The 24,120-nt window shown below is 63.1% G+C and carries 26 protein-coding genes; 14 read left to right on the top strand and 12 right to left on the bottom strand.

The window, feature by feature from the left end; all coding sequences use genetic code 11:
- Positions 1–125: 125 nt before the first annotated feature.
- Positions 126–515, bottom strand: coding sequence for a SirB2 family protein (locus C7H85_RS14150; RefSeq protein WP_106730344.1), 390 nt, complete (start codon positions 513–515; stop codon positions 126–128).
- A gap of 145 nt (positions 516–660) precedes the next feature.
- Between C7H85_RS14150 and C7H85_RS14145 the strand changes: the two genes are divergently transcribed.
- Complete coding sequence (locus tag C7H85_RS14145; protein WP_425445076.1) at positions 661–1,089, top strand: DUF411 domain-containing protein; 429 nt, start codon at positions 661–663, stop codon at positions 1,087–1,089.
- On the opposite strand, the gene C7H85_RS14140 is transcribed toward C7H85_RS14145, so the two are convergent.
- On the bottom strand, positions 1,070–1,426 hold the full coding sequence (locus tag C7H85_RS14140; protein WP_106730342.1) for a DUF2500 domain-containing protein: 357 nt from the start codon (positions 1,424–1,426) through the stop codon (positions 1,070–1,072). The genes C7H85_RS14145 and C7H85_RS14140 overlap by 20 nt on opposite strands.
- Positions 1,427–1,523: 97 nt before the next feature.
- Between C7H85_RS14140 and C7H85_RS14135 the strand changes: the two genes are divergently transcribed.
- The 4 genes from C7H85_RS14135 (at position 1,524) to C7H85_RS14120 (ending at position 6,129) form a co-directional block, all read left to right on the top strand.
- Positions 1,524–3,308 (top strand): intermembrane phospholipid transport protein YdbH family protein, encoded by a 1,785-nt coding sequence (locus tag C7H85_RS14135; protein WP_245879673.1) that lies wholly within the window; start codon positions 1,524–1,526, stop codon positions 3,306–3,308.
- Entirely contained in the window at positions 3,309–3,494 is a 186-nt protein-coding gene (locus C7H85_RS14130; RefSeq protein WP_106730341.1) for a YnbE family lipoprotein, read from the top strand.
- Positions 3,495–3,503: 9 nt separating this feature from the next.
- Positions 3,504–3,818, top strand: a complete 315-nt coding sequence (locus C7H85_RS14125) for a YdbL family probable chaperone protein (protein ID WP_106730340.1) — start codon at positions 3,504–3,506, stop codon at positions 3,816–3,818.
- Between the two features lie 166 nt (positions 3,819–3,984).
- Entirely contained in the window at positions 3,985–6,129 is a 2,145-nt protein-coding gene (locus C7H85_RS14120) for a S9 family peptidase (protein ID WP_106730339.1), read from the top strand.
- Between the two features lie 30 nt (positions 6,130–6,159).
- Here C7H85_RS14120 and C7H85_RS14115 read toward each other — a convergent pair whose 3' ends face one another.
- The 3 genes from C7H85_RS14115 to C7H85_RS14105 all read right to left on the bottom strand — a co-directional run bounded on the left by C7H85_RS14115 (position 6,160) and on the right by C7H85_RS14105 (position 9,176).
- Positions 6,160–6,489 carry a DUF1820 family protein gene (locus C7H85_RS14115; RefSeq protein ID WP_106730338.1) on the bottom strand — a complete coding sequence of 110 codons (330 nt, stop codon included), beginning with the start codon at positions 6,487–6,489 and terminating at the stop codon, positions 6,160–6,162.
- A 41-nt stretch (positions 6,490–6,530) separates the two neighbouring features.
- The gene (locus C7H85_RS14110) at positions 6,531–7,880 is read right to left on the bottom strand and encodes a sodium-dependent transporter (RefSeq protein ID WP_106730337.1); all 1,350 of its coding nucleotides are present in this window, start codon (positions 7,878–7,880) and stop codon (positions 6,531–6,533) included.
- Between the two features lie 177 nt (positions 7,881–8,057).
- Positions 8,058–9,176, bottom strand: a complete 1,119-nt coding sequence (locus C7H85_RS14105; RefSeq protein WP_106730415.1) for an acyl-CoA desaturase — start codon at positions 9,174–9,176, stop codon at positions 8,058–8,060.
- Positions 9,177–9,318: 142 nt separating this feature from the next.
- On the opposite strand from C7H85_RS14105, the gene fabR reads away from it, so the two are divergent.
- Positions 9,319–9,930 (top strand): HTH-type transcriptional repressor FabR, encoded by a 612-nt coding sequence (gene fabR, locus C7H85_RS14100; RefSeq protein WP_106730336.1) that lies wholly within the window; start codon positions 9,319–9,321, stop codon positions 9,928–9,930.
- Between the two features lie 23 nt (positions 9,931–9,953).
- Positions 9,954–10,319: a YijD family membrane protein gene (locus C7H85_RS14095; RefSeq protein WP_106730335.1), complete on the top strand. Its 366-nt coding sequence runs from the start codon at positions 9,954–9,956 to the stop codon at positions 10,317–10,319.
- 44 nt (positions 10,320–10,363) lie between these two features.
- Here C7H85_RS14095 and sseA read toward each other — a convergent pair whose 3' ends face one another.
- The gene (gene sseA, locus C7H85_RS14090; RefSeq protein ID WP_106730334.1) at positions 10,364–11,221 is read right to left on the bottom strand and encodes a 3-mercaptopyruvate sulfurtransferase; all 858 of its coding nucleotides are present in this window, start codon (positions 11,219–11,221) and stop codon (positions 10,364–10,366) included.
- A gap of 576 nt (positions 11,222–11,797) precedes the next feature.
- Between sseA and C7H85_RS14085 the strand changes: the two genes are divergently transcribed.
- Entirely contained in the window at positions 11,798–12,112 is a 315-nt protein-coding gene (locus C7H85_RS14085) for a putative signal transducing protein (RefSeq protein WP_106730333.1), read from the top strand.
- Between the two features lie 10 nt (positions 12,113–12,122).
- On the opposite strand, the gene C7H85_RS14080 is transcribed toward C7H85_RS14085, so the two are convergent.
- Positions 12,123–12,404: a DUF1145 domain-containing protein gene (locus tag C7H85_RS14080; protein ID WP_106730332.1), complete on the bottom strand. Its 282-nt coding sequence runs from the start codon at positions 12,402–12,404 to the stop codon at positions 12,123–12,125.
- Positions 12,401–12,997 (bottom strand): 16S rRNA (guanine(966)-N(2))-methyltransferase RsmD, encoded by a 597-nt coding sequence (gene rsmD / locus C7H85_RS14075; protein WP_106730331.1) that lies wholly within the window; start codon positions 12,995–12,997, stop codon positions 12,401–12,403. The genes C7H85_RS14080 and rsmD overlap by 4 nt, the downstream gene beginning before the upstream one ends.
- 130 nt (positions 12,998–13,127) lie before the next feature.
- Here rsmD and ftsY point away from each other — a divergent pair, with 130 nt between their 5' ends.
- The 6 genes from ftsY to glpX all read left to right on the top strand — a co-directional run bounded on the left by ftsY (position 13,128) and on the right by glpX (position 19,012).
- Entirely contained in the window at positions 13,128–14,597 is a 1,470-nt protein-coding gene (gene ftsY / locus C7H85_RS14070; protein ID WP_106730330.1) for a signal recognition particle-docking protein FtsY, read from the top strand.
- Positions 14,598–15,263, top strand: a complete 666-nt coding sequence (ftsE, locus tag C7H85_RS14065) for a cell division ATP-binding protein FtsE (RefSeq protein ID WP_106730329.1) — start codon at positions 14,598–14,600, stop codon at positions 15,261–15,263.
- Entirely contained in the window at positions 15,260–16,207 is a 948-nt protein-coding gene (gene ftsX, locus C7H85_RS14060; protein WP_106730328.1) for a permease-like cell division protein FtsX, read from the top strand. Before ftsE ends, ftsX begins: the two co-directional genes overlap by 4 nt.
- Before the next feature lie 177 nt (positions 16,208–16,384).
- The gene (gene rpoH, locus C7H85_RS14055) at positions 16,385–17,242 is read left to right on the top strand and encodes an RNA polymerase sigma factor RpoH (RefSeq protein ID WP_106730327.1); all 858 of its coding nucleotides are present in this window, start codon (positions 16,385–16,387) and stop codon (positions 17,240–17,242) included.
- 83 nt (positions 17,243–17,325) lie between these two features.
- Positions 17,326–17,976 (top strand): carbonate dehydratase, encoded by a 651-nt coding sequence (gene can, locus C7H85_RS14050; protein WP_106730326.1) that lies wholly within the window; start codon positions 17,326–17,328, stop codon positions 17,974–17,976.
- 28 nt (positions 17,977–18,004) lie between these two features.
- Positions 18,005–19,012: a class II fructose-bisphosphatase gene (gene glpX, locus C7H85_RS14045; protein ID WP_106730325.1), complete on the top strand. Its 1,008-nt coding sequence runs from the start codon at positions 18,005–18,007 to the stop codon at positions 19,010–19,012.
- A 93-nt stretch (positions 19,013–19,105) separates the two neighbouring features.
- Here the strand turns inward: glpX and C7H85_RS14040 are convergent, their stop codons facing one another.
- The 4 genes from C7H85_RS14040 to C7H85_RS14025 form a co-directional block, all read right to left on the bottom strand.
- The gene (locus C7H85_RS14040; RefSeq protein ID WP_106730324.1) at positions 19,106–20,509 is read right to left on the bottom strand and encodes an FAD-dependent oxidoreductase; all 1,404 of its coding nucleotides are present in this window, start codon (positions 20,507–20,509) and stop codon (positions 19,106–19,108) included.
- Positions 20,506–22,182: a putative 2-aminoethylphosphonate ABC transporter permease subunit gene (locus C7H85_RS14035; protein WP_106730323.1), complete on the bottom strand. Its 1,677-nt coding sequence runs from the start codon at positions 22,180–22,182 to the stop codon at positions 20,506–20,508. The genes C7H85_RS14040 and C7H85_RS14035 overlap by 4 nt, the downstream gene beginning before the upstream one ends.
- Entirely contained in the window at positions 22,179–23,234 is a 1,056-nt protein-coding gene (locus tag C7H85_RS14030) for a putative 2-aminoethylphosphonate ABC transporter ATP-binding protein (RefSeq protein WP_106730322.1), read from the bottom strand. Before C7H85_RS14030 ends, C7H85_RS14035 begins: the two co-directional genes overlap by 4 nt.
- Before the next feature lie 96 nt (positions 23,235–23,330).
- The gene (locus tag C7H85_RS14025) at positions 23,331–24,032 is read right to left on the bottom strand and encodes a UTRA domain-containing protein (protein ID WP_106730321.1); all 702 of its coding nucleotides are present in this window, start codon (positions 24,030–24,032) and stop codon (positions 23,331–23,333) included.
- Positions 24,033–24,120: the final 88 nt, after the last annotated feature.

Genomic DNA, 24,120 nt, shown 5'->3' with positions numbered 1-24,120 from the left:
TCAACCGCAGTCATCTCCACGAAGGCGGAGATCCATGACATACGGCACTGGACTCACGCCGGGAGTGACAACAGGGTAATCCGAAGGTGTATCGGTAGTCCTAGGCCAAAATACCGGCCTCAGTGCTACAGCGCCAGCCAGGACAGCGGGGACTTGCTGACGGCGGCGCCGTAGATATAGGCGAAGATGGCGATGGCCGCCAGGGTGGCGCCCAGGCGCTGGCCCCGGGTTTTACCGCGCTTGATGGCGATGGTGCCGACCACGATATAGAGCACCAGGCCGATCACCTTGGCGGTCAGCCAGGGGCTGTTGCCGAAGGGGGCCTGTCCGATCTGCACCGCCAGCCAGATGCCCAGCAGCAGCAGCAACGTATCGTTGACATGGGGCAGAATTTTCAGCAGCTTGTTGTTGATCCGGGCGGGGGAGGGAACGGCCAGCCAGGCGCGCAGCATGAACAGGGTGATACTGATGAGGGCAAACATCATATGGGCATGTTTGACGGCCAGGTAAGACATAGCAACTCCCGAAAAGACAATGAGACAGCGAAAGGATAGCAGCATACCCTGTTGCCGCCGCCCTGAATACTGAGGAAGATCAAGGTCGCACCTCCGCTGGCTGCTAACCTTGGCGTCGGAACCCATTTCAATCCAGAGGTAAATACTGATGAAAAAGCTGTTCTTTGGCCTGGCGGGCGCCTTGCTGGCGGGGCCGGTACTGGCGGCGCCGATGACGGTGTACAAGTCCGAGTCCTGCGGTTGCTGCCAGGGCTGGGTAGAGCACATGGAAGAGGCGGGCTTCGACATTGAGGTGATCAATACCGACAACCTGGCGCCGATCAAGGCCAGGGCGGGGCTCAAGCCCGGCATGGCGTCCTGCCATACCGCCATGATCGACGGTTATGTGATCGAAGGTCATGTGCCGGCGGCGGACGTGAAGCAGCTGTTGGAGCAGAAACCGGCGGTGCGCGGTCTGACCATTCCCGGCATGCCCCAGAGTGCGCCGGGCATGGATATTCCCGGTACGCCCTACGAGGTGCTGAGCTTCGACGAACAGGGCAACACCGCGGTGTTCAATCGTTATCCAGGATAGTCTCGTCCGGCTCGAAGGCGATAAACCGGCTGCCCTGCACCACCAGGGTGCCGGTCTCCCGCGGGATAAGCTGTTCGTAAATGTGCTCACTGACCTTGAACTCCCGCGCCTCCCCGCCGGATAGGGGAAGGAAGCTGACGTAATAGTCTACCCGCGGCGGCGGCAGGTCGGTTTTTTCCTTGCTGGTCCGGCCTATGAACTCCCGGGTCTGCTTGCCGGCGACGGTCACTTTCAGGCTGTGCTGCGGCTGGCTGTTGTTGTGAAAATGAAGATAGAGCTGCCGGCCGATCACCAGGCTGGCGATGATGATAATTCCCCAAAAAACCATCTTGTCCATTTCATTTCCCCCTTGTTTGGTTCAGCTTAATGCTTGTAGGACGGGACGCAAGCTGATTTGATGACGGCGACGATTGAAACCTATGACGACGAGGATCATGCGACGACTGGCGTGTTGCTGCCTGCTGCTGTTTTCCGGCATTCTGCCGGCGCAGATGCTGCCCGACTGGCTGAGCGCCCGGGTCGAGCTGGTGCGGGGCCAGGTGCTCGCCTGCCCGCGGGAGCGGGCCGAAGGCCTGGCGGTGACGCTGAAGGAGGGCCGCATCGAAGGGCGGCTGGCCCGGCTCAGCCTGGATCTGACCTGCTCCCGCAGCGGCGGCAGCGGGGCCGAGGGGGAAAGCGACGCCCTGTCGCTGCTGCTGACCCTGCCGCCCATCGACTTCCAGGTGGAGGAGTTGACCTTGTATCTGCCGACGGGGCAGGTGTCCGGCGCGGCCGAACTGCGTCATGACCGGCAGCATCTGGAGATTGCCTGGCAGACCGGGGCGGGGGAGGTCTGCCTGCTGCTGCAGCCGGAGCAACAGGGCTGGCGCTGGCAGGGTACCGTCCCCGGTGCCGTGGTGCTGCCCGAGCTGGCCCAGGTCCTGACCCTGAGCGGTGGCTGGCAGCCGGGGCAGGAGCTCAGGCTGAGCGCGGACGGGGCGCTGCCGGCCCCGCTGGCCGGTCACTGGCAACTGAGCCTGGCCGCCAGCCAGGGCGAACGGGGCTGGCAACTGCTGCCGTCATCCCGGTTGCGGATCCCCCGTTTGCGCTGGCAACGGCTAGAACTGCGGGATATCGAAGCCAGGCCGGTCGGCAGCCAGCCGCTGGACGGCCCCTGGCGAGGCGAACTGGCCTGGACCGGCGGACGCTGGCAGCAGCAGTCGCTCCCGGCGGCCCGGCTGCAGGTGGAGGCCGCCGGCAGGGACTCCCTGCAGGGGAATCTCGAGCTGTTGCTGAACGATGCGCTGCGGCTCGGCGGGCGCTGGCGCTACGACGAGGGGCTGGCCGTGACGGTGCCGGCGCAGCCGCTCCCCCTGGCCGGGCTCTGGCAGTGGCTGTCCGGCTGGCAAGCCCTGCCGGTGGGGCTGGAACCCACGGCCGGCAACCTGGTCTTATCGCTAACGGCACCGGATTTGCTGGACGGCACCCGGCCGATTGAGCTGGGGCTGGCGTTGCAGGACGGGCGGATCGGCTATCGGGACATGCTGGCCGAACAGGTTGCCGCCCGGCTCCAGTTGGAGTTGCGCCAGGGGAGCCTGCACACGGTCGGGGCCAACGGCCTGACGATCGACTCACTGGACATCGGCGTGCCCATCACCGAGATCCGGGCGGCGGTGCGCCTGCAGCAGGGGTGGCCCTGGTTGTCCGGGCTGACCGCCCGGGTGTTCGATGGCCGGCTGGCGCTGTCGCCCATGGCCCTGACCACCACTCCGGGAGGAGAAGTGCATTTTAGTGACATTTCGCTGGCGCAGGTGCTGAGCCATGCCGCCGTCAGCGGCCTGAGCGGCAGTGGCCGGCTCCATGGTCGGCTGCCCTTTTCCTTCGAGCGCGGCTTCAGTGTGACCGGTGGCAGGGCCTACAGCGACCATGGCTGGATTTCCTACCAGGCCGGCGAGCAGTTGCTGGCCACGGGCGAAAGCAACCTGTCGCTGGGGCTGACGCTCGGTTTGCTCAGCGATCTGCGCTACGACCGGCTGGAAGCGGAGATTTCGATGGCCGCCGACGGCGAGGCGGTGATCGACAGCCGGCTGCGGGGACAGGCGCCGGTGATGGGCCGGATGCACCCGGTGAACTTCAATTATCACCATCAGGAAAACCTGTTACAGTTGCTGGCGAGTCTGCGCTTTGCCCGGGATATCAGTGAACGGTTGCCGGCGGGACTGCAGGGGGAGAGCGAATAGATGAGAGCATATGTTGTGGCCATCATGAGCCTGTTGCTGCTGGCGGCCTGTACACCCCGGGTAGAGGTGATGGTGCCGGACAAGCCCATTACGGTAAACCTGAATGTAAAGGTGGATCACGAGATCCGGGTCCGGGTCGACCGGGAGCTGGAGCAGTTGTTTGAACAAGAGCAGGAATTGTTCTAAGGGGGTTAGATGCGGTGGTTAGCGCTATTGTTGGCGGCGACCCTGAGCTGGTCGGCCTGGGCACTGGATTTGCAGCAGGCCAAGCAGCAGGGGCTGATCGGTGAGCAGCAGAATGGCCTGGTGGGGGCGGTGCAGTCCAACGGCCGGGTGAATGCCATTGTCAGCGATATCAATCGCAAGCGGCTGGAAAGCTACCAGGACATCGCCCGGCGTACCGGCACCAGCCTGACCGTGGTGCAGAGCCGGGCCGGACAGCTGAATATCGAAAGGACGCCCAGCGGGCAGTATGTGCAGCTGGCCGACGGCAGTTGGCGACGTAAGTAATCACTTCCCCTCCGGAGCCGGTAACCGCCGGCTCCAAACGAACTTTTTTATGCTTATTCCCTCACTTTTTAACAAAAATCTTGGTTAGTTCCATTCCGAATGGTTAATATTTGAACGTTTGCAACCAGAGGAGCGGAACGTGCGTAATAGGGTAAGGCTTTGCCTGATGTTAGCATGGGTGGCTTGTGCCAAACCCTATGCGAAAGGTGCTGATTTGGAAATGAAGCCGCCAACGGCCAAAAAGATACCCCATGCCCTGACTCACCACGGTGATACCCGGGTCGACAACTATCACTGGTTGCGGGATGACGAACGCGATGATCCCGAGGTGCTGACCTACCTGGAGCAGGAAAACAACTACAGTGAGCAGGTGCTCACTCCGCTGAACGAATTGCAGGAAAGTCTGTACCAGGAAATGGTGGCGCGTATCCGCCAGGATGACAGCACCGTGCCCTACCTGAAGAACGGCTACTGGTATCAGACCCGCTACCAGCAGGGCCACGAATACAGCATCATCGAACGCTACCCCGACGGCCACCCCGAGCAGGTGGAACTGCTGCTGGACGGCAACGAGCGCGCCCGGGGCCAGTCCTATTACGGCCTGGGCCAGCTGGCGGTGAGCCCGGATCAGCAGACCCTGGCGTTCGCCGAAGACTTCGTATCCCGCCGCCAGTATCAGGTCCGCTTCAAGTCGCTGCAGACCGGCGAGCTTTACCCGGAGGTGCTGGAAAACACCTCCGGCAACCTGGAATGGGCCAACGACGGCAAGACCCTGTTTTACGTCAGGCAGGATGAAAAGACCCTGCTGCCCTACCAGGTTTACCGCCATACCCTGGGCACGCCCCAGAGCGAGGACGTGCTGATGTACGAAGAAAAGGACGCCAGCTTCTACACCAGCATCTACAAGAGCCGTTCCGACGATTATATCGTGATCGGTTCCTGGAATACGGATTCCAGCGAGCTGAGCCTGATCTCGGCGAACGATCCCACCGCTCCGGCCCGGGTCTTTCTGCCGCGCGCGCGCGGTCATGAATACGATCTCGAGCACTACCAGGGACGCTTCTATGTGCGCTCCAACAAGGACGGCGCCAACTTCGGCCTCTACCTGGCCGACAACGGCGAGCCGGCGCAGTGGCAGCCGCTGATCCCGGCCCGGGACGAGGTGCTGCTGGAAAGCTTCGCCCTGTTCCGCGACTGGCTGGTGCTCGAGGAGCGCCGCGAGGGGCTGGTGCATTTGCGCCAGATCCATCACCGGGACGGCCGCGAGCACCAGATCCGCCTGGACGATCCGGCCTATGTCACCTGGCTGGGCGCCAATCCCGAGGACGACAGCCCCTGGCTGCGCTACGGCTATTCGTCCATGACCCGGCCGGTGACCACCTATGAAGTGAACATGGATACCCAGGAGCGGCGCGAACTGAAGCAGCAGTACGTGGGCGAGCGGTTCAACGCCGAGGATTACCGCAGCGAGCGGCTCTGGGTCGAGGCCCGGGACGGCACCCGCGTGCCGGTGTCGCTGGTTTACCGGGCCGACAAGTTCAAGAAGGACGGCAGCAATCCCCTGCTGGTGTATGCCTATGGCTCCTATGGCGCCAGCATGGACCCGGATTTCAGCAGCGCCCGCCTGAGCCTGCTCGACCGGGGCTTCGTCTACGCCATCGCCCATGTGCGCGGCGGCGAAGAGCTGGGGCGCGACTGGTACGAGCAGGGCCGCCTGCTCAGCAAGCAGAATACCTTCCACGACTTTATCGACGTGACCCGCGAGCTGGTGATGCAGGGCTATGGCGACAAGGAGCGGGTGTTCGCCTCCGGCGGCAGTGCCGGGGGCTTGCTGGTGGGGTCGGTGATCAATATGGAGCCGGAGCTGTTCAAGGGCGTGGTGGCCGCGGTGCCCTTCGTGGACGTGGTGACCACCATGCTGGACGAGTCGCTGCCGCTGACCACCGGGGAGTACGGTGAATGGGGCAATCCGCAGGAGCCCGAGTACTACCACTACATGAAGTCCTACAGCCCCTACGATCAGGTCAAGCCCCAGGCCTATCCGCACATGCTGGTGACCACCGGACTGCATGACTCCCAGGTACAGTACTGGGAGCCCGCCAAGTGGGTGGCCAAGCTCAGGGAGATGAAAACCGACGACAACCTGCTGCTGCTGCATTGCGACATGGACAGCGGCCACGGCGGGAAATCGGGGCGTTTCGAGGCGTATCGGGAGCTGGCCCGGGAATATGCCTTCCTGCTGGCGCTGGCCGAAGAAGAACAGGGCACCAGCCTGGCCGCCTTCAGCGATGCTGCCGGCGCAGTTCACTGAATAAAGGGCCGCATCGCGGCCCTTTTGCTGTCAGTTGCCCGGCTTGGGCGTATAGATGGGGGTGGGAAAGGGGGTGACCTTGTCACCGAGCTCGGTGAGCCGGGCGGCGCCACGTTTTTCCACCGCGTCGATGCGCAGGATCTGATGCAGGGGAATATAGGTACGGCTTACCTCGGCAAACTCGCTTTTCAGCTTGTCTTCCGCCGGATCCACCAGCAGCGAGGTGCGGGTGTCCCACACGAAGTCCGCCAGCTCCACGAAGCCGAACAGGCTGCCCTGGGTTACTTCCCGCACATAGATTTCATAATGCTTGCCCGCATTGATAAATTGCACGCGATACAACAGCTCGGCTGATTTCATTGCCTTTCGACTCACCTCGGATAGATTGCCCAAGGGCGGCCTCAGCCGCCCACCGACTGCACGATCACCACCAGCACCAGTACCGGACACACCAGGCGGACATACCAGGGCCAGATTTTCCAGAACAGGCCCTGCTCCAGCCCGGGGCAGCCGGACTTCAGTTCGGCCAGCACCTGGTTGCGCTGCCAGACCCACCCCGCGTAGAGGGTGATGCACAGGCTGACCAGCGGCTGGGCATACTGGGTGGTGAGGGTGATCACCAGTCCAAACAGGCTGCCAAAATTAAACACTATCACCACACTGATCAAGGTGCACAACGCCGTCATCAGCCAGGTGGCCCGGATCCGGGACAGGCCGGTGGACTCCATGGCCAGCGACACCGGGGCTTCGAGCATGGAAATGGAGGAGGTCAGGGCGGCGACGATCATCAGCACGAAAAAGGCGAAGGCCACCGGATACCGGGCCGGACCCATGGTGTCGAACAATGCCGGCAATACCGAGAACACCAGGGTATCGGAGCTGAGCAGGCTGCCGTCGGCGGCAAAGATCTCCACGCCGTTGTGCTGGGCCACGTACATGGCGGGCAGGATCAACAGGCCGGCGAGGAAGGCCACGCCGGTATCCAGCAGGGTCACCTGGGCGGCCAGGGCGGGGATGCTGGCCTGGCGGCTCAGGTAGGAGCCGTACAGCATCATCACCGCCGCGCCCAGGGAGAGGGAGAAAAAGCTCTGTCCCAGGGCGCCGATCAGTACCTCCCCATGCAGCACCCGGGAAAAGTCCGGCACCAGGTAGGCCCTGAGGCCGGCTCCGGCACCCGGCTGCAGCAGCATGTAGCCGGTCAGCAGCACCAGCATCAGCAGCAACAGCGGCATCAGCCGGCGGGACCACTTTTCGATGCCTTGCTCCAGGCCACGGCTGACCACGTAGAGGCTGAGCAGGGCGAACAGCAGGGTAAACACCAGGTTGCGGGAGACGGAGAAGCCGGTCAGCCAGCCGGCACTGTCGGTCGCGCCGACCAGGTTGGCGACAGGAGCGATGGCATAGGCGACAAACCAGCCGGAAACGATGGCGTAGAAGGTGAAGATCAGGCTCACGGTCACCACCGCCGCCAGCCCCACCAGGCCGGCGATGGCCTTGCCTGCCGGGTTTCCGGTCAGTTGCTGCAGGGCGCGGAAGGGGCTGGCCTGGCCATGGCGGCCGATGGTGATTTCCGCCACCAGCATGGGATAACCGAGCAGGAAGATGAACAGCAGGTAAACCAGCAGGAAGGCGCCGCCACCGTTGCTGGCCGCCTGGGTGGGAAAACCCCAGATATTGCCCACGCCGATGGCCGAGCCGGCGGCGGCCATCACGAATCCCAGCTTGCTGCTGAACTGAGCTCTTGTTTCCACGTCTTGCTGCTCCTGCGGACTGTAAAGCTGACCGTACAGTCGTCGTCGGTTAAAAATGGCGAAGACTATGGTGTTTTGCAGCGTTTTTGTCAAAGGGAAGCTAACTGGGCAGGGAATAACGGTGATGGTGCTAGAATTTTTAGCAAAAAATAAGGCGGGATGCCCCGCCTGGTGTCTTTAAGCAAACTGGGTGGTCAGCTTCAGCCAGTTGCGCCGCTGGGTGGTAAAGGCGGCCTTGAGTTCGTCGCAGCTGAGTTTGAGCCTGAGCTCTTCGTACTTGCAGCGTGCCGCCTTTTTCTTCAGCTCCAGCAAGGATTTGCGCACCTGGTAGTAGTCCTTGAGCTGGGCCAGCAGGCGCTCGTATTCGCTGTGCAACAGGGCCAGCCACTGCTCGGTGTCGGCATTCTGCTGCCGGCGCAGTATCTTCTGGCGGGTTACTTCCAGCCGGCGTTCCAGCCTGGCCTGCTCGATCCTTTCCTGGGGGCAGGTGCGCAGCTTCCTGGCCAGGCCCAGCCAGCTCAGGGAACGGATCAGCCACTTGGTGGGGTCGTAGTGCCACCAGCTGATGCCGTTGCGGTAGTCGTATTCGAACAGGTGATGGAAGTTGTGGTAACCCTCGCCGAAGGTCAGCACCGCCAGGATGTCGTTGTCCCGCGCCGTGTTCTTGCTGGTGTAGGGCTGGCGCCCCCAGTAGTGAGCCAGGGAGTTGATGAAGAAGGTGACATGGTGGCCGAGGAACAGGCGCAGCACGCCCGCCATCAGCAGCATGCCCCAGAGATCCCCGTGCCACAGGCCGAGCAGCACCGGCAAACCGATGTTCATGGCCAGGGTCAGCGCCAGGTAATGCCGGTGCTGGAACTGCAGTATGGCATTGCGCTTGAGATCGGGAATATTGCTGTCGTCCTCCGGGTGGTAGTCGCGCAGCATCCAGCCCATGTGGGAAAACCACAGGCCGCGTTTGGCGGAGTAGGGATCCTTGTCCATATCATCCACATGGCGGTGGTGGCGACGGTGATCGGCGCACCAGCGATAGGCGGAGTTCTGCAGCGACAAGGCGCCGCCCAGGGCGAACAGCCATTGGATCAGCGGGTGGGCGTCGTAGGCTTTATGGGCCCACAGCCGGTGGTAGCCGGCGGTGATCGACAGGCAGCTGTAACTGAACAGCAGCAGCATGGCCAGCCATTGCCAGCCGTCATAGCCCTGGGTCAGTCCGTACCAGGGAACCAGCACCGCCGCCGCCAGCCCGGTGCTGGCAAAGAGGATGGCATTGGTCCATAACAAGGGAGGTTTGCGCATCTTGGTATCCATTGAGCGAACAACTGTACACTATTTTCATGCCTAGCCGGTGCAGGGTCAATCATAAATTGACCAATCGGGGCTGACCGGGTTCACACAAAAAGGTATGATCCGGCCATTGAGGTTTGGACCCTGGTGTGCCGTGGGCATTCGCGCTGAACAGAAAGAAAAAACTCGGCGCTCGCTGATCGACGCGGCTTTTCGCCAGTTGAGTGCCGAGCGCAGCTTCTCCAGCCTGAGCCTGCGCGAGGTGGCGCGGGAAGCGGGGCTGGCGCCCACCTCCTTCTACCGTCATTTCAAAGACATGGAGGAGCTGGGACTGACGCTGGTCGACGAAGGCGGACTGACCCTGCGCCAGCTGATGCGTCAGGCCCGCCAGCGTATCGCCGACGGCGGCAGCGTCATCCAGATTTCGGTCAAGACCTTCATGGAGTTCATCGACAGCAGCCCGGACGTGTTCCGCCTGCTGCTGAGGGAACGCTCCGGCACCTCGGCGGCGTTTCGCCAGGCAGTGGCGCGGGAAATACAGCATTTTACCGCCGAGCTGACCGACTACCTGGAAGAGAAACAGCATACCAGCCGCAACCATGCGGAAGTACAGGCCCAGACCATGGTAACCATAGTGTTCAGTGCCGGGGCCGAGGCGCTGGATATGAATGAAATGGAGCGCTCGGTGCTGGCCGAGCGCATGATCCTGCAGCTGCGCATGATTGCCAAGGGCGCAGATGCATATAACAAGGCAAAACGGCTATAAGCCCTACAGTAGGAAGGATGACCATGTCAGGAAGTAAGCAAATTCGCCGTAAACCTATCTTGTTGGCGCTGCTGGTTGGTGTATGTGGCAATGCCACTCTGGCCACCCTGAGCGTCAGTGAGCTGGCGTTTTCCATTTTCCCCATTATCGCCCTGGTGCTGGCGGCACACATGCTGTATCAGGAATACCTGAGTGTACCCATGGAGGGCGACACCCCCCTCTGTACCCTGTTGAGCTTTTTGATTGGGGTATTCGGTTACTCGGCATTCCTGCGCACCCAGTTTCCGGAAATGGGAACCAACTACCTTTCCGTGATGATTACCCTGGTGCTGGTGATCTGGCTGGCGCTGAAGATGGGGGTGGCGGCACGGCCCAGTGCCACTAAATAAGCGCATCGACGCAACACCGATACCCGCCTCCGGCGGGTATTTTTTTAGCTGTCTTGCTGTACCGGCAGGGTGGCGGAACCGCCCCATTCAGCCCAGGAGCCGTCGTAAACGGCAACGTCGGGGTGACCGATCAGGGTGGCGGCCAGGGCAAGAATGGCGGCGGTGACTCCAGATCCACAACTGCAGAGCAATCGCTGATCTTCCCGCAGCAGGGGCGCCAGCTTTTGTTCCAGCTGTGCCTTCGGCAGCAGCCGGCCTTCCGCCAGCAGTTCTCCGAAGGGCAGGCAAAGGGCGCCGGGCATATGGCCGGGCCGAACCCCGGGCCTGGGATCCGCCGCCTCGCCGCTGAAACGCTCCCGGCTGCGGGCATCGAGCACCCGGGCCCGAGGGTCGATCAGGGCCGCTGCCACCTGCTCGGCATCGGCTACCCAGCGGGGCTGTCGTCTGGCCACGAAATGCCCCGGTATGACCGGCGTGGGCCCGGTGCATTCCAGGGCATATCCCTGAGTCTGCCAGGCGGGCAGGCCGCCATCCAGCACCGCCACCTGGTCGTGACCCATGGCGCGGAACATCCACCAGGCTCGGGGCGCGGAGAAGATGCCGCTGCTGTCGTAAATCACGATGTGCCGATCATTGCTCACCCCGAGTGCCGACAGTGCGCGCGAGAAAGAGGCTTCGTCCGGCAGCATATGGGGCAGGGGGTTATCCTGATCTTTTATCTGGCGATCAAAATCAAAAAAGCGGGCACCGGGGATGCGTTGCCTGCGCCATTCCTGTTTGCCATCACGGTTGGCCGCCGGCATGTGCCAGCTGGCGTCCAGCACCACCAGATCGGGGTCGTGCAGGTGGGCCGCCAGCCAGTTGGGGTCCACCAGCGGAGAAGTCAGTAGCGATGTATTCATCTTTGCTCCTTGCCTGAGTCTGCCCCTATCCTAGTCGGCGGCCTAAGCCGGGGCCAGTGTTTTCGGGCTGGGTGGCGGCCAGTGGATTTTCTCCCGCTCTCTTGTAAGAGATCTCTCAAGTAAGGTGCATCGAAAACGTTTTTCTGTAGGACGTTTTTGCCGGGAAAAACAAATTTCTTTTTATATAACAATTGCTTGATTCTTTGGTGGGGATAAGCACGGTATTTTTGTCAAATTCACCTCCTTGAGGGATTTTAAAACTGCTCTATATTTAGAAGGGCAAGGAGCAATGAAGTCTGTCAGGACGACGGGCTGCTAGGAAGGCGAAAGGAACCCCGCAGGATGCGGTAAGGGACACCTCCCAGGACGGAGATAGTGTAGCGGCTCAGGATGAACCGCAGTCAGGATGACCAAAGGACACACCGACGGATCGGGAAGAGGAACACCTTAAGGATAAGGTAATGTCAGGGAATGCAGGGAGCAATTTGGTTTAAGGACTGAACCATACGACAACCCAAAAGGGGGTGACACGATGTCACCCCCTTTTTCTATCTGCCGTACCGGCAAAGGGGGCGTATGAGCGAGTGGATCCGGATTTATGATGCGGCCAACAGTCTCGAGGCCCACACCCTCAAAGGGGCCTTCGAGGTCAGTGGCATCGCGGTGCAACTGCGGGGGGAGGCGCTGGCCGGTGCCCTGGGCGAACTGCCGGTCAACGCGGCGGAAGTCACCCTGCTGGTCCGCTCCCGGGATCTGACTAAGGCGCGGGCGATTTTAACCCGCTATCGGCAGGGTAGCGGCCGTTCCTGGTGTTGCCGGCATTGTGGCGAGCACAACGCCGGTAGCTTCGAATTCTGCTGGCAATGCGGACACGAAGCCGCAGCCGACTGACGGCGGGTGATCAGCGTTTCTGCTCCATCAGCGCTTTCAGGCGGGCACGGTGGCGATGCATGGCGAAGGAGCCGAATACCAGCACTTCGATATAATCCCTGGGCGTCGGGTGGAGCACGCCGGCGACCTGCCTGAGCATCAGCACCTGCAGCAGATGCATAAACAGCACCACGCCGCCCAGGATCAGCGGCATGGAGCCGACCTCTTCGATTTCCGGGCCGAACAGCGCATAGACAATGCCGCCCCAGAACACCAGCATGACCAATCGCATCAGGATATTCAATATCCTCATTCACTTTGCTCCCTTTGATAAAGTTGATAACAGACCTGACCGGCTCGCTTGTCTTTCAGCAGAGTCCAGTTAACGGGCAGGGCCGGCGGCTCGGGGCTCGGTTCCCGTTCGATGTAGATCTTGGTCTCGTCAGTCAGCCAGCCCCCTTGTTCGAGCAGCCGACAGACGGCCGGCAGCAGTTCCCGGTGAAACGGCGGATCGAGAAAAACCAGGTCGAAGGGAGTGCCCGTCCCCTGTAGGTAGTCGAGGGCATCGGCGTTGACGACCTGGCCCCGGGCCCCGGGCAGGCTGGCCAGGTTGTGCTGCAACTGCCGGGCGATCCGGGTGTCTTTTTCTACCAGTACCACCTCGGTGGCCCCCCGTGACAGTGCCTCAAAGCCCAGGCTGCCGCTGCCGGCAAACAGATCCAGGCAACGACTGCCGCGAGTGTCGAACATCAGCCAGTTGAACAGGGTTTCCTTCACTCGGTCGGTGGTGGGCCTGAGCCCTTCGCCGTCGAGCACCGGCAGCTTGCGCCCACGCCATTGACCACCGATAAGGCGGATCTGGCCGGTGCCCGCCGAGGAGGGTCTTGCCGGTTTTGCTTTTGCCATCTCGTTTCGCCGTCTTTCAATAAAGTGCTAGTATAAGGCGGTTTTGCACCCCCAAGGGGCGAGTATTCTAATGAAGGGGCCGAGTCGCGGCCAGCCCTAATCGTCCCGAGATAAAGTGAGTAAGAGCAGGATGGCGAAGAAAGGTTTCTTTTCCTGGCTGGGCTTTGGCAAAAACAAAGAACAGCAGGAAACAGCGGAAGAACAAACGACGGTCGAGCAACCGGCAATAGAATCGGAGGCCGAAGCCGGCGCGGCAGCGGAGGTGGAAGAAGCGCTGCACGAGCAGGAGTCGGCGGCCAGGGCGGAAGAAGCGCGGCTGGCGGCCGAGGCACAGGCGGCGGAAGAAGCACGGCTGGCGGCCGAGGCGCAGGCGGCGGAAGAAGCGCGGCAGGCGGCCGAGGCGCAGGCGGCGGAAGAAGCGCGGCAGGCGGCCGAGGCGCAGGCGGCGGAAGAAGCGCGGCAGGCGGCCGAGGCGCAGGCGGCGGAGGAAGCGCGGCTGGCGGCCGAGGCGCAGGCGGCGGAGGAAGCGCGGCTGGCGGCCGAGGCGCAGGCGGCGGAGGAAGCCCGTCAGGCGGTGGAAGAGGAGGCCCGTCTGGCCGCCGAGGAAGAAGCGGCGGCGCAGGCAAGGCTGGCTGAAGACGCCGACCGGGCACAGGCGGAAGTGGCCAAGGCGCCCAGGCAGGGGTTCTTTTCCCGCCTGAAGCAGGGCCTGCTCAAGACCCGGCAGAACCTGGGCTCCGGCTTCTTCGGCCTGTTCCGGGGCAAGAAGATCGACGATGACCTGTTCGAGGAGCTGGAAACCCAGCTGCTCACCGCCGATCTGGGGGTGGAAACCACCATGTCGATCATCGACAACCTGACCCGTCAGGCCAGCCGCCGGCAACTGAAAGACGGCGAGGCGCTGTATGAGCTGCTGAAGGAAGAGCTGGGCGAGATCCTGGCCAAGGTGGATCAGCCTCTGACGATCGACAGCGAACACCAGCCCTATGTGATCCTGATGGTGGGCGTGAACGGCGTGGGCAAGACCACCACCATCGGCAAGCTGGCGCGCCAGTTCCAGGCCGAGGGCAAGTCGGTGATGCTGGCCGCCGGCGATACCTTTCGTGCCGCGGCGGTGGAGCAGCTGCAGGTGTGGGGCGAGCGTAACCATATTCCCGTTATCGCCCAGCACACCGGCGCCGATGCCGCCTCTGTCATCTTCGATGCGGTGCAGGCGGCCAAGGCGCGCAAGGTGGATGTGCTGATTGCCGACACCGCCGGTCGCCTGCAGAATAAGGCGCACCTGATGGAGGAACTGAAAAAAATCGTGCGGGTGATGCAGAAGGTGGATGTCGCCGCGCCCCACGAGATCATGCTGACCCTGGACGCGGGCACCGGCCAGAACGCCCTGAGCCAGGCCAAGATCTTCAACGATGCCGTGCCCATCACCGGTATCACCCTGAGCAAGCTGGACGGCACCGCCAAGGGCGGGGTGATCTTCGCGGTGGCCGACAAATTTGGTATTCCTATCCGTTACATCGGGGTGGGCGAGAAGATCGATGACCTGCGCCCCTTCAACGCAAAAGAATTTATCGACGCTCTCTTCAGCCGGGAAGAATAAATGATCCGCTTCGAGCAGGTTAGCAAGGTTTACAGCGGTGGCTTTCAGGCCCTGCAGAAAGTCAGCTTCCACCTGGAAAAGGGGGAGATGGCGTACCTGACCGGCCACTCCGGAGCCGGCAAGAGTACCCTGCTCAAGCTGATCAGCGTGATGGAGCGGCCCAGCGACGGCCGGGTGTTCTTCAACGGCCAGGACGTCAGCCGCATCGGCCGGGGCGACATTCCCTATGTGCGCCGGCGTATCGGTATGATTTTCCAGGACCATCACCTGATCAATGGGCGCACCGTGTTCGACAACGTGGCGCTGCCGTTGGTGATCGAAGGCTACAGCCACCAGGATATCCGCCGGCGGGTATCGGCGGCGCTGGACAAGGTCGGGCTGCACGGCAAGGATCGCTATTTTCCGCCCATGCTTTCCGGTGGCGAGCAACAGCGGGTGGGCATCGCCCGGGCCATCGTCAACAAACCCTCGCTGCTGCTGGCGGACGAGCCCACCGGCAACCTGGATCCGGAGCTGTCGATGGAGATACTGCGCCTGTTCGAAGCCTTCAACCGGGTGGGAGTGAGCGTGCTGATCGCCACCCACGACACCGGCCTGATCAACTCCCTGCGCTACCGCACCCTGACCCTCAATGCCGGTCGCATGCAGGCGGAGGAAAGCGCATGAGCACACATAAACTGGCCTGGCACCAGCGGCTGGCCATGTATTGGGTCGATCACCTGCGCCAGCTGTTCGCCAGCCTGGGCGAACTGTGGCGCACGCCCCTGAGCTCGCTGATGACCATAGCGGTGCTGGGGGTCAGCCTGGCGTTGCCGGCCAGCTTCTACGTGCTGTTGAAGAATGCCGAGTCGGTCAGCCAATTCTGGCAGAGCAAGGCGCAGATCAGCCTCTACCTGCAACAGGGCGTGGACGAGCGGCAACTGACCGACTTGCAGCAACGGCTCGCCGCCATGGAGCAGATAGAGCAGGTGAGCTACATCAGCCCCGAGCAGGGGCTGGAGGATTTCAGCGGTGCCGCCGGCTTTGCCGAAGCCCTGTCACTGCTCGAAGACAACCCGTTGCCGGCGGTGTTTATCCTCAACCTGTCCGCCGCCGGGCGGGATCCCGAGGCGGCCGAGGTCTTGTTGGCGGATCTGCAAACCGAGCCGGCGGTCGACACCGCCCGGCTGGACATGGCCTGGCTGGCCCGGCTGTCGGGCATCGTGGATCTGCTGCGCCAGGCGGTGGTGGGCATGGCGGTACTGTTGCTGGCCGGGGTCTTGCTGGTGGTGAGCAACACCCTGCGGCTCAACATCCTCAACAGCCGTTACGAAATCGAGGTGATGAAGCTGGTGGGGGCCACCGACGGCTTTATCCAGCGACCGTTTTTATACGTCGGCCTGTGGTACGGCATTATCGGCGGCCTGCTGGCCTGGTGGCTGACCCTGGTGATGGTATTCTGGCTCAGCCACAAGGTGAATGCCCTGGCGGCGCTCTACCTGAGCGATTTCCACCTGCTGGGGCTGGGTTTTCGGGAAAGCCTCTGGCTGATCCTGACCGGCACCCTGCTCAGCCTGCTGGCCTCCGGCTTTTCGGTGCGCCGCCATATCCGGGCCATCGAGCCCGGTTGAACTCGAGGGCCGGGTTGTGGTCTCATGGGGGCAGCAAAAAGCGATCCGGCTTGACATTTGGTATAAGATAAATACATTTTCCGCAGCGTAACGCGTGCGTAACCGGACAATCAAGGTCATTGCAGGGTGCCTAAACGCAGCCGTTTGATACGGAGTCATGTAATGAACACGAGTTTGATGACGACAGATTTTCAGCGCCACTTTGCCCTGGTTCCCCAGGGCAGCCTGGAGGCCTATATCCAGGCAGTCAATACCATTCCCGTGCTGAGCGCGGAAGAAGAGAAGTCCCTGGCCGAGCGGCTGCAGAACGATGGCGACCTGAGTGCCGCCCGTAGCTTGATCATGTCGCACCTGCGCTTCGTGGTGCATATTGCCAAGAGCTATGCGGGTTACGGCCTGCCCCAGGCGGACCTGATCCAGGAAGGCAACATCGGCCTGATGAAAGCGGTCAAGCGCTTCGATCCCACCGTGGGCGTGCGCCTGGTGTCTTTCGCCGTGCACTGGATCAAGGCCGAAATCCACGAGTACGTGCTGCGCAACTGGCGGGTGGTCAAGGTGGCCACCACCAAGGCCCAGCGCAAGCTGTTTTTCAACCTGCGCAAGTCCAAGAAACGACTGGGCTGGTTCAACCAGCAGGAAGTGAACACCGTCGCCGAGGATCTGGGGGTGTCGCCCGCCGAAGTGCTGGAGATGGAATCGCGCATGAGCGCCCAGGATCAGGCCTTCGACCTGGCCTCCGATGACGACGACAAGGACACCAGCTTCTCGCCGGTGCACTACCTGGAAGACAAAAGCTCGGACGTGGCCCACCAGGTAGAGGAAGCCAACTGGGAGCAGACCGCCAACCGCCGCCTGCGCGCCGCCCTGTCCGCCCTCGACGAGCGCAGCCAGCGCATCATCCAGGCCCGCTGGCTGGAAGAAGACGACAAGACCACGCTGCAGAGCCTGGCCGACGAATACGGAGTCTCCGCCGAGCGCATCCGCCAGCTGGAGAAAACCGCCTTGAAAAAGCTCAAGGCCGCCATGGATGCCTGAGCGATAATGAATCAGTGATCAAAGGCCCCGACGGGGCCTTTTTTCCGTAAGCATATCAACCATTGGAAAGCAGGATAGCCCCCATGAAAATTCTGAAGCATCTGTTCGACAACAACCGGGAATGGGCCGAACAAATCAAGGCCGAAGACCCCACCTTCTTCGAGAAACTCTCCCTGCAGCAGGCGCCCGAATACCTGTGGATCGGCTGCTCCGACAGCCGGGTGCCGGCCAACCAGCTCACCGGCCTGCTGCCCGGCGATGTGTTCGTGCATCGCAACGTGGCCAACCTGGTAGTGCATACGGACTTCAACTGTTTGTCGGTGGTACAATACGCCGTTGAAGCGCTCAAGGTGAAACACATCATCGTCTGCGGCCACTACGGCTGCGGCGGGGTGCTGGCCGCCATGCAGAACAAGGAGCTGGGGCTGATCGACAACTGGCTGCGCAACATCAAGGACATCTACTACAAACACCAGGAAGCGCTGGAAGCGATAGAAGATCAGCAGGTGCGGGAAGACTACATGTGCGAGCTGAACGTGGTGGAGCAGGTGGCCAACCTGTGCCATACCACCATAGTGCAAAACGCCTGGAAGCGCGGCCAGCCGCTGTCGGTGCACGGCTGGGTGTACGGCATCAAGGACGGCAAGTTGCACGATCTGGACGTGTGCGTGACCGGGGTGGAGCAGATCCCCGATGTCTACCGCATCTTCCGCCAGCGGATCCTGGGCAAATAGCGATAACTGGAATTATTAGGACATCTTCATGAGACGTGAATTGGCCATTGAATTTTCCCGGGTGACCGAAGCGGCCGCCCTGGCGGGCTACAAGTGGTTGGGCCGGGGCGACAAGAACATCGCCGACGGCGCCGCCGTGGCGGCCATGCGTCATGTGCTGAACGAAATCGAGATCAGCGGCGAGGTGGTGATCGGCGAGGGCGAGATCGACGAGGCGCCCATGCTCTACATCGGCGAGAAGGTCGGCCTGGGCGGCGACGAGGTGGATATCGCGGTGGATCCCATCGAGGGCACCCGCATGACCGCCATGGGCCAGTCCAACGCCCTGGCGGTGATGGCGGTGGGCGAGAAGGGCGCTTTCCTGCGCGCCCCCGACATGTACATGGAAAAGCTGATCGTCGGAGCCGGCGCCAAGGGCGCCATCGATCTGGACAAGTCCATCGAGCAGAACATCAAGGCGGTGGCCAGGGCGCTGAACAAGCCGCTGTCCCGCGTTACCGTGATCACCCTGGCCAAGCCGCGTCACGACAAGGCGATCAAGACCATGCAGGCCCTGGGCGTGCGAGTATTCGCCATTCCCGACGGCGACGTGGCCGCGTCCATCCTGGCCTGTATTCCGGAAAGCGAAGTGGACATGCTCTACGGCGTGGGCGGGGCGCCCGAGGGGGTGATTTCCGCCGCCGTGGTGCGTGCCCTGGACGGCGACATGCAGGCCCGGCTGGTGCCGCGCTATGAAGTGAAGGGCCCGGACGAAGAGAGCATGGAACTGGGCCGGCAGGAGATCGAACGCTGCAAGCAGATGGGCATCGAGGTCGGCAAGATATTGAAGCTGGAAGAGATGGCCCGCACCGACAACGTCATCTTCGCGGCTACCGGCATCACCAAGGGCGACCTGCTGGAAGGCATCAGCAGCGACGGTCACTATGCCCACACCGAGACCCTGGTGATCCGCGGCAAGTCCCGCACCATCCGCCGTATCCGCTCGACCCATATCCTGTCGCGCAAGGACAAGAAGCTGCAGGATATCATCCTGTAAAGCGGCGCCGCCGGGAAAGAGCCGGCTAAAAATGGCATGATGGACGTTATCATCAAACCGAAAAAAGGGATGCTACCGCATCCCTTTTTGCGTTTATCCCCCCTTGTCCGCCTTACCGGCGGCGTCGGCGAAACGGGCCAGCCATTTGTCCCAGAACCAGGGCTCGTCGCCCCTGTCCTCGGCGTTTTCCTTACGTTGTATGGCATTGCGTACCGTCATGGCGCCCAGCCAGCGCACCGGCTCCGGTGGAAAGCGCCCCTGGGGACCCTGCGCCAGGCCGCAGTTGGCCCAGTCGTCGTTCCGGCCCAGCACCAGGCTGGTGAGGATTTTGGCGCCGAGCAGGCTCTGCACCACGCCGTTGCCGGAATAGCCCAGGCCGTAGTAGATGTCGCCGTCGCCGTCGAGCCGGCCGAAGAAGGGCAGGCCGGTGGCGGAGCGGTCCGAGGGCCCGGTCCAGGTGGCGGCGATGTCGGCCCGGAGATCGGGAAAGAAGCGCCGCAGCGCCGCCGCCAGTTGGGGGCGATAACGGCTCGGCCGGTCGAAGGCCCCGACGATCCGGTTGCCATAGGCGAACAGGTTGCCGCCCTTGCCCAGCATCAGCCGGCCATCCGGGGTGCTGCGGTAGTAATGCACGAAGGTGCGGCCGTCGACCACGGCGGTGCCGTGGTTCAGGCCGAGGCGCTTCAGCTTGGCCGGGGCCGGGCTGGTGATCGCCATGTCCGACGACACCAGCACCAGGTGCCGGTCGAACTCCCTGAACAGGCCGGGAGTCCAGGCGTTGAGCGCCAGTATCACCTTGTCGGCGGTGACGCTGCCGGCGGCGGTGTCGACCCGGGCCGGGCGGCCGCGGCTGAGCCGGGTCATGGGGCTGTGCTCGTACAGGGTCACGCCGAGCTCGAGCGCCACCCGGCGCAGGCCGCGCACCAGCAGCGCCGGCTGCACCGAGCCGGCGAGCGGCGAAAAGTGTCCCTCCAGGTGGGCGTCGGAGCCGGTGAGTGCCAGCAGTTCGGCTTCGCTCAGTGCCGACCAGCTGTTCAGGCCCTCCCGCTCCAGCCCCGCCGCCAGCCGGGCCATGGTGCCGCTCTGGGCGCCGTTGGTGGCGGTGTAGCAGGCGCCATCGATGCGCAGCTCGGCGTCGATGCCGAACCGTTCGCAGAAGTCGCGGATCTCCAGCACCGCCTGTTCCGAGGCGCGCACCAGCCGGGCCGCCTCCCGGGCACCGAAGCGGCGGCGCAGCGACGGGTACTTGGTGGACCAGGTCAGCAGGCAGCCGCCGTTGCGCCCGGAGGCGCCGCTGCCGCACAGCTCCCGCTCCAGCACCACTATGTTGAGTTCCGGCGCGGCCTGCTTGAGGCGAATGGCGCTCCACAGGCCGGTGTAGCCGCCGCCGACGATGCACACGTCGGCCTCGATATGCCGCTGCAGTGGGGGGGCGGGGGCGGGGGCTTCCCGTTCCAGGGCCTGTTGCAGCCAGAAGGGACGTTGGGATTGGGTCATGCTTGTCTCCAGCCTTGAGTCAGGCGCAGCAGGCCACGGCCGGCGGCCAGGTGCAGCAGCTTGGCGCCGAGGGCGGTGAAAAAGATCAACATGGCCATGGCCGCCGCCGGAGCGATATCGCCGCTGTCGTCCAGATTGAGCACGGCGACCGAGGCCAGCATGGTGTCGGGACCGTACAGGAACACCACCGCCGACACCGTGGTCATGGCGTTGACGAACAGATAGATGGCCACGTCCAGCACCGCCGGCAGGCACATGGGCAGGCTGATCCGCCACATGGCCTTGAACCGGCTGATACGCAGCGAGGCGGCGATGGCCTCGATCTCCGACGGCAGTTGCTTGAGGGCGGTGATCGCGGTCAGGTGCCCGACCGTGTAGAAGTGCACTATGGTCGACACCACCAGCAGGGTCATGCCGCCATAGAGGACATTCAGCGGATTGCCGGGCTGGTTGAAGAAAAAGATGTAGGCCAGGCCCAGCACCAGTCCCGGCACCGCCAGCGGCACCATGGCCAGGCCGTGCAGCAGCTTGCGCAGGCCGCTCTGGTGCTGACCCTTTTCCACCAGGTAGGCGGCGAGGAAGATCAGCAGGGTGCCGAACAGGGCGGTCAGGCCGGCCATGCGCAGCGAGTTGCCATAGGCCTGCCAGCCGTCGATCAGGTCAAAGCCGTAATGGTCCAGGGTCAGGCTCAGGTTGTAGGGCCAGAACTGCACCAGGGAGGCATAGCCGGCCATGGCGACCACCGCCAGCAGGGCCAGGGCGATCAGGCTGCAATACAGCAGGAAGAAGCCGTCGCGCCAGGGGTTGGGCTCGGGCCGAAACGGCTGGGAGCGGCTGTCGATCAGCGGCGGATTGCGCTTTTGCAGCCAGCTGTCGGCGGCAAAGGCGAACAGGGCCGGCAGCAGCAGCAGGGTGCTGACCAGGGCGCCCATGGTGAAGTTCTGCTGTCCCACCACCTGCTTGTAGATGTCGGTGGCCAGCATGGAATACTGACCGCCGATCACCTTGGGCACGCCGAAGTCGGTGATCACCATGGTGAACACCACCATCAGGGTGCTGAGCAGGGCGTACTTGATGCCGGGCAGGGTGACCTTGAAAAACGCCCGCACCGGGCCGCCACGCAGCACCCGGCAGGCCTCGAACAGGCGGCCGTCGGCGGCGCCCATGGCGGTGCTGAGCAGCATGACCGCATGGGGAAAGGCCCAGAATGACAGTCCCAGCACGATGCCGATGGGGCCATAGATGCTTTCGCCGCCCAGCCAGTGACGCAGCACACCCTGGTTGCCGAACAGGTAGATCAGGCTGATGGCCGGCAGCAGGGACGGCGCCAGGATGGGCACCATGGCCACCACCTTGAACAGGGGGCGGGCCGGCAGCCGGGCGCGGGTCAGGCCGTAGGCATAGAGAAAGGCCAGGCCGGTTACCAGCAGGGTGACCATCAGGCCCATGGTCAGGGTGTTCTGCAGGGACTGGCCCAGGGCCGGGGTGGCCAGGTAGCGGCGTATGTTGTCCAGGCCGGCGAAGCGGCCCTCGCCGTCGGTAAAGGCGGTGATCAGGATCTGGCCGAGGGGCAGCACCAGGGCTGCCAGGAACAGCACGCAGATCAGTGCCAGCAGGCCGCGCTGCAGCTTGTCGTCCCGGCTCAGCGGCCGGGGCAGGGGCAGGCTGGTCATGCGTTGGCCCCGCAGAACAGGTGGGTGTGCTCCAGCGGCAGCGCCAGGCTGATTTCCTGACCGGGCCTCAGTTGCTCCATGTTGCAGTCCCGGGGCGACAGGTCGGCCAGGATCGGCTCGGGGTGGCTGTCCACCGTCACTTCGGCCCGCACAAAGGCTCCGAGAAAAGACAGCTCACGAATGCGACCGCGCAGGGCGGGGCCCTGACCGGCGTCGGCCAGCCGGGTCAGCTCGGGACGCCAGGCCAGCAGATGGCGGCTGCCCGGGGCGACCTGTCGGGGCAGGGCGTGCTCGCCCAGGCGCAGCCGGCCCTGCTCGTCGGCCACGGCGCTGTAGAAGTTCATGGCGCCGATAAAGCGGGCCACAAAGGGGGTGGCGGGCTGGTAGTAGATCTGCTCGGGGGTACCGATCTGTTCGATTTCGCCGTGGTTCATCACCACGATGCGATTGGCCATGGCCAGGGCTTCTTCCTGATCGTGGGTGACCATGATGGTGGTGATGCCGAGCTCCTTCTGCAGCCGCTTGATCTCGGCGCGCAGCTGAATGCGCACCCGGGCGTCCAGCGCCGACAGGGGTTCGTCCAGCAGCAGCAGGCCCGGTGACAGGGCGATGGCCCGGGCCAGGGCGACCCGCTGCTGCTGGCCGCCGGAGAGCTGGCCCGGATATTTGTGGCCGCTGTCGGGCAGGCCTATGGTGTCGAGCAGCGACTGCACGCGTTCCTGGATCTCGGCCTTGGGCAGGCGCATGTTTTCCAGGCCAAAGGCGATGTTCTGGTAAACGCTGAGGTTGGGAAACAGGGCGTAGGACTGGAACACGATGCCAAAGTCCCGCTGCTCCGGGGGCGCCAGGGTAATGTCGCGCCCGGCCTGTTCGATGCGGCCGTCGGTGGGCAGGTCCAGGCCGGCGATGGCGCGCAGCAGCGTGGTCTTGCCGCAACCGCTGGGGCCCAGAAAACAAATGAACTCGCCTTCTTCCACGGTCAGGCTGACGCCCTTGAGCGCGCGAAAGTCGCCGAAGCTTTTTACCACAGTGTCGATTGTCAGATATGTCATCAGATTTCCCTAATCTGGTTTAGACCAGTTTCGGGCAATCTACAAAGCCAACATGACGATGGTGTGACACTTTGTTTAAAAAGTGATGTTTCCGGCTCAGACCGACAGCTGAATATTAAGCGCGTCGTGGCGCCAGTATTCCCAGTCCAGCTCGACCACCTCGCCGGCGGCATCCCGGGACAGGCGGCTGATGAAGAGGGCGGCGGCCCCGGTGGCCACGCCCAGGGCCTGGGCCCGTTCCTCATCCAGCGCCACCGGGTACATGTTGAGTTCCATGGTGGTGATGACGACGCCGTATTCCTGCTCGAACAGCCGGGTCAGGGAGCGGCTCAGATCGTGCCGTTCCAGCCCGGGAAAGCGGGTCGGGTTCAGGTGGTTCTCTTCCAGCAGTACGGCGTGGCCGTCTATGGTGCGCAGCCGGCGCACTCGGTGCAAGGGAATCAAAGGCGCCAGTCCCAGCGCCTTGTGTACCGCCGGCTCGGCCGGGGCCAACTGACGGGCCAGCACTTGAGTGTCGGGCTGGCGGCCCTGGCTGGATACCACTTCGTTGAACGGCAGGCGCTGGGTCGGGTTGTAGTTGATGCGGCCTGGGGTGATGTACCAGCCACGGCGGTTGGCGCGGTAGATCAGGCCCTTGCCTTCGAGCCGGGACAGGGCCTCGCGCAGGGTCACGCGGGTGGTGGCAAAGGCGTCACTCAGCTGGCGCTCGGAGGGCAGCTTGGTGTTAGCGAGCAGGGCGCCGCTGCGGATCTGGGCCTCGATGCTGTCGCTGATCTGCTGGTAGTGAGGTTTGGTCATGGTCTTCCATTATGGCCTACACCAGCCGTTGGGCTTGCTGCTGGGGTGGCCGCTCTCAAAGCGTTGAAATCTGACCTCATTATCACTC

It is taken from the genome of Zobellella endophytica (assembly GCF_003012775.1).
Taxonomy (GTDB): Bacteria; Pseudomonadota; Gammaproteobacteria; order Enterobacterales; family Aeromonadaceae; genus Oceanimonas; species Oceanimonas endophytica.
The sequence above is the reverse complement of the archived record's forward strand: the minus strand, read 5'-3'. Positions and strand labels throughout refer to the sequence as shown.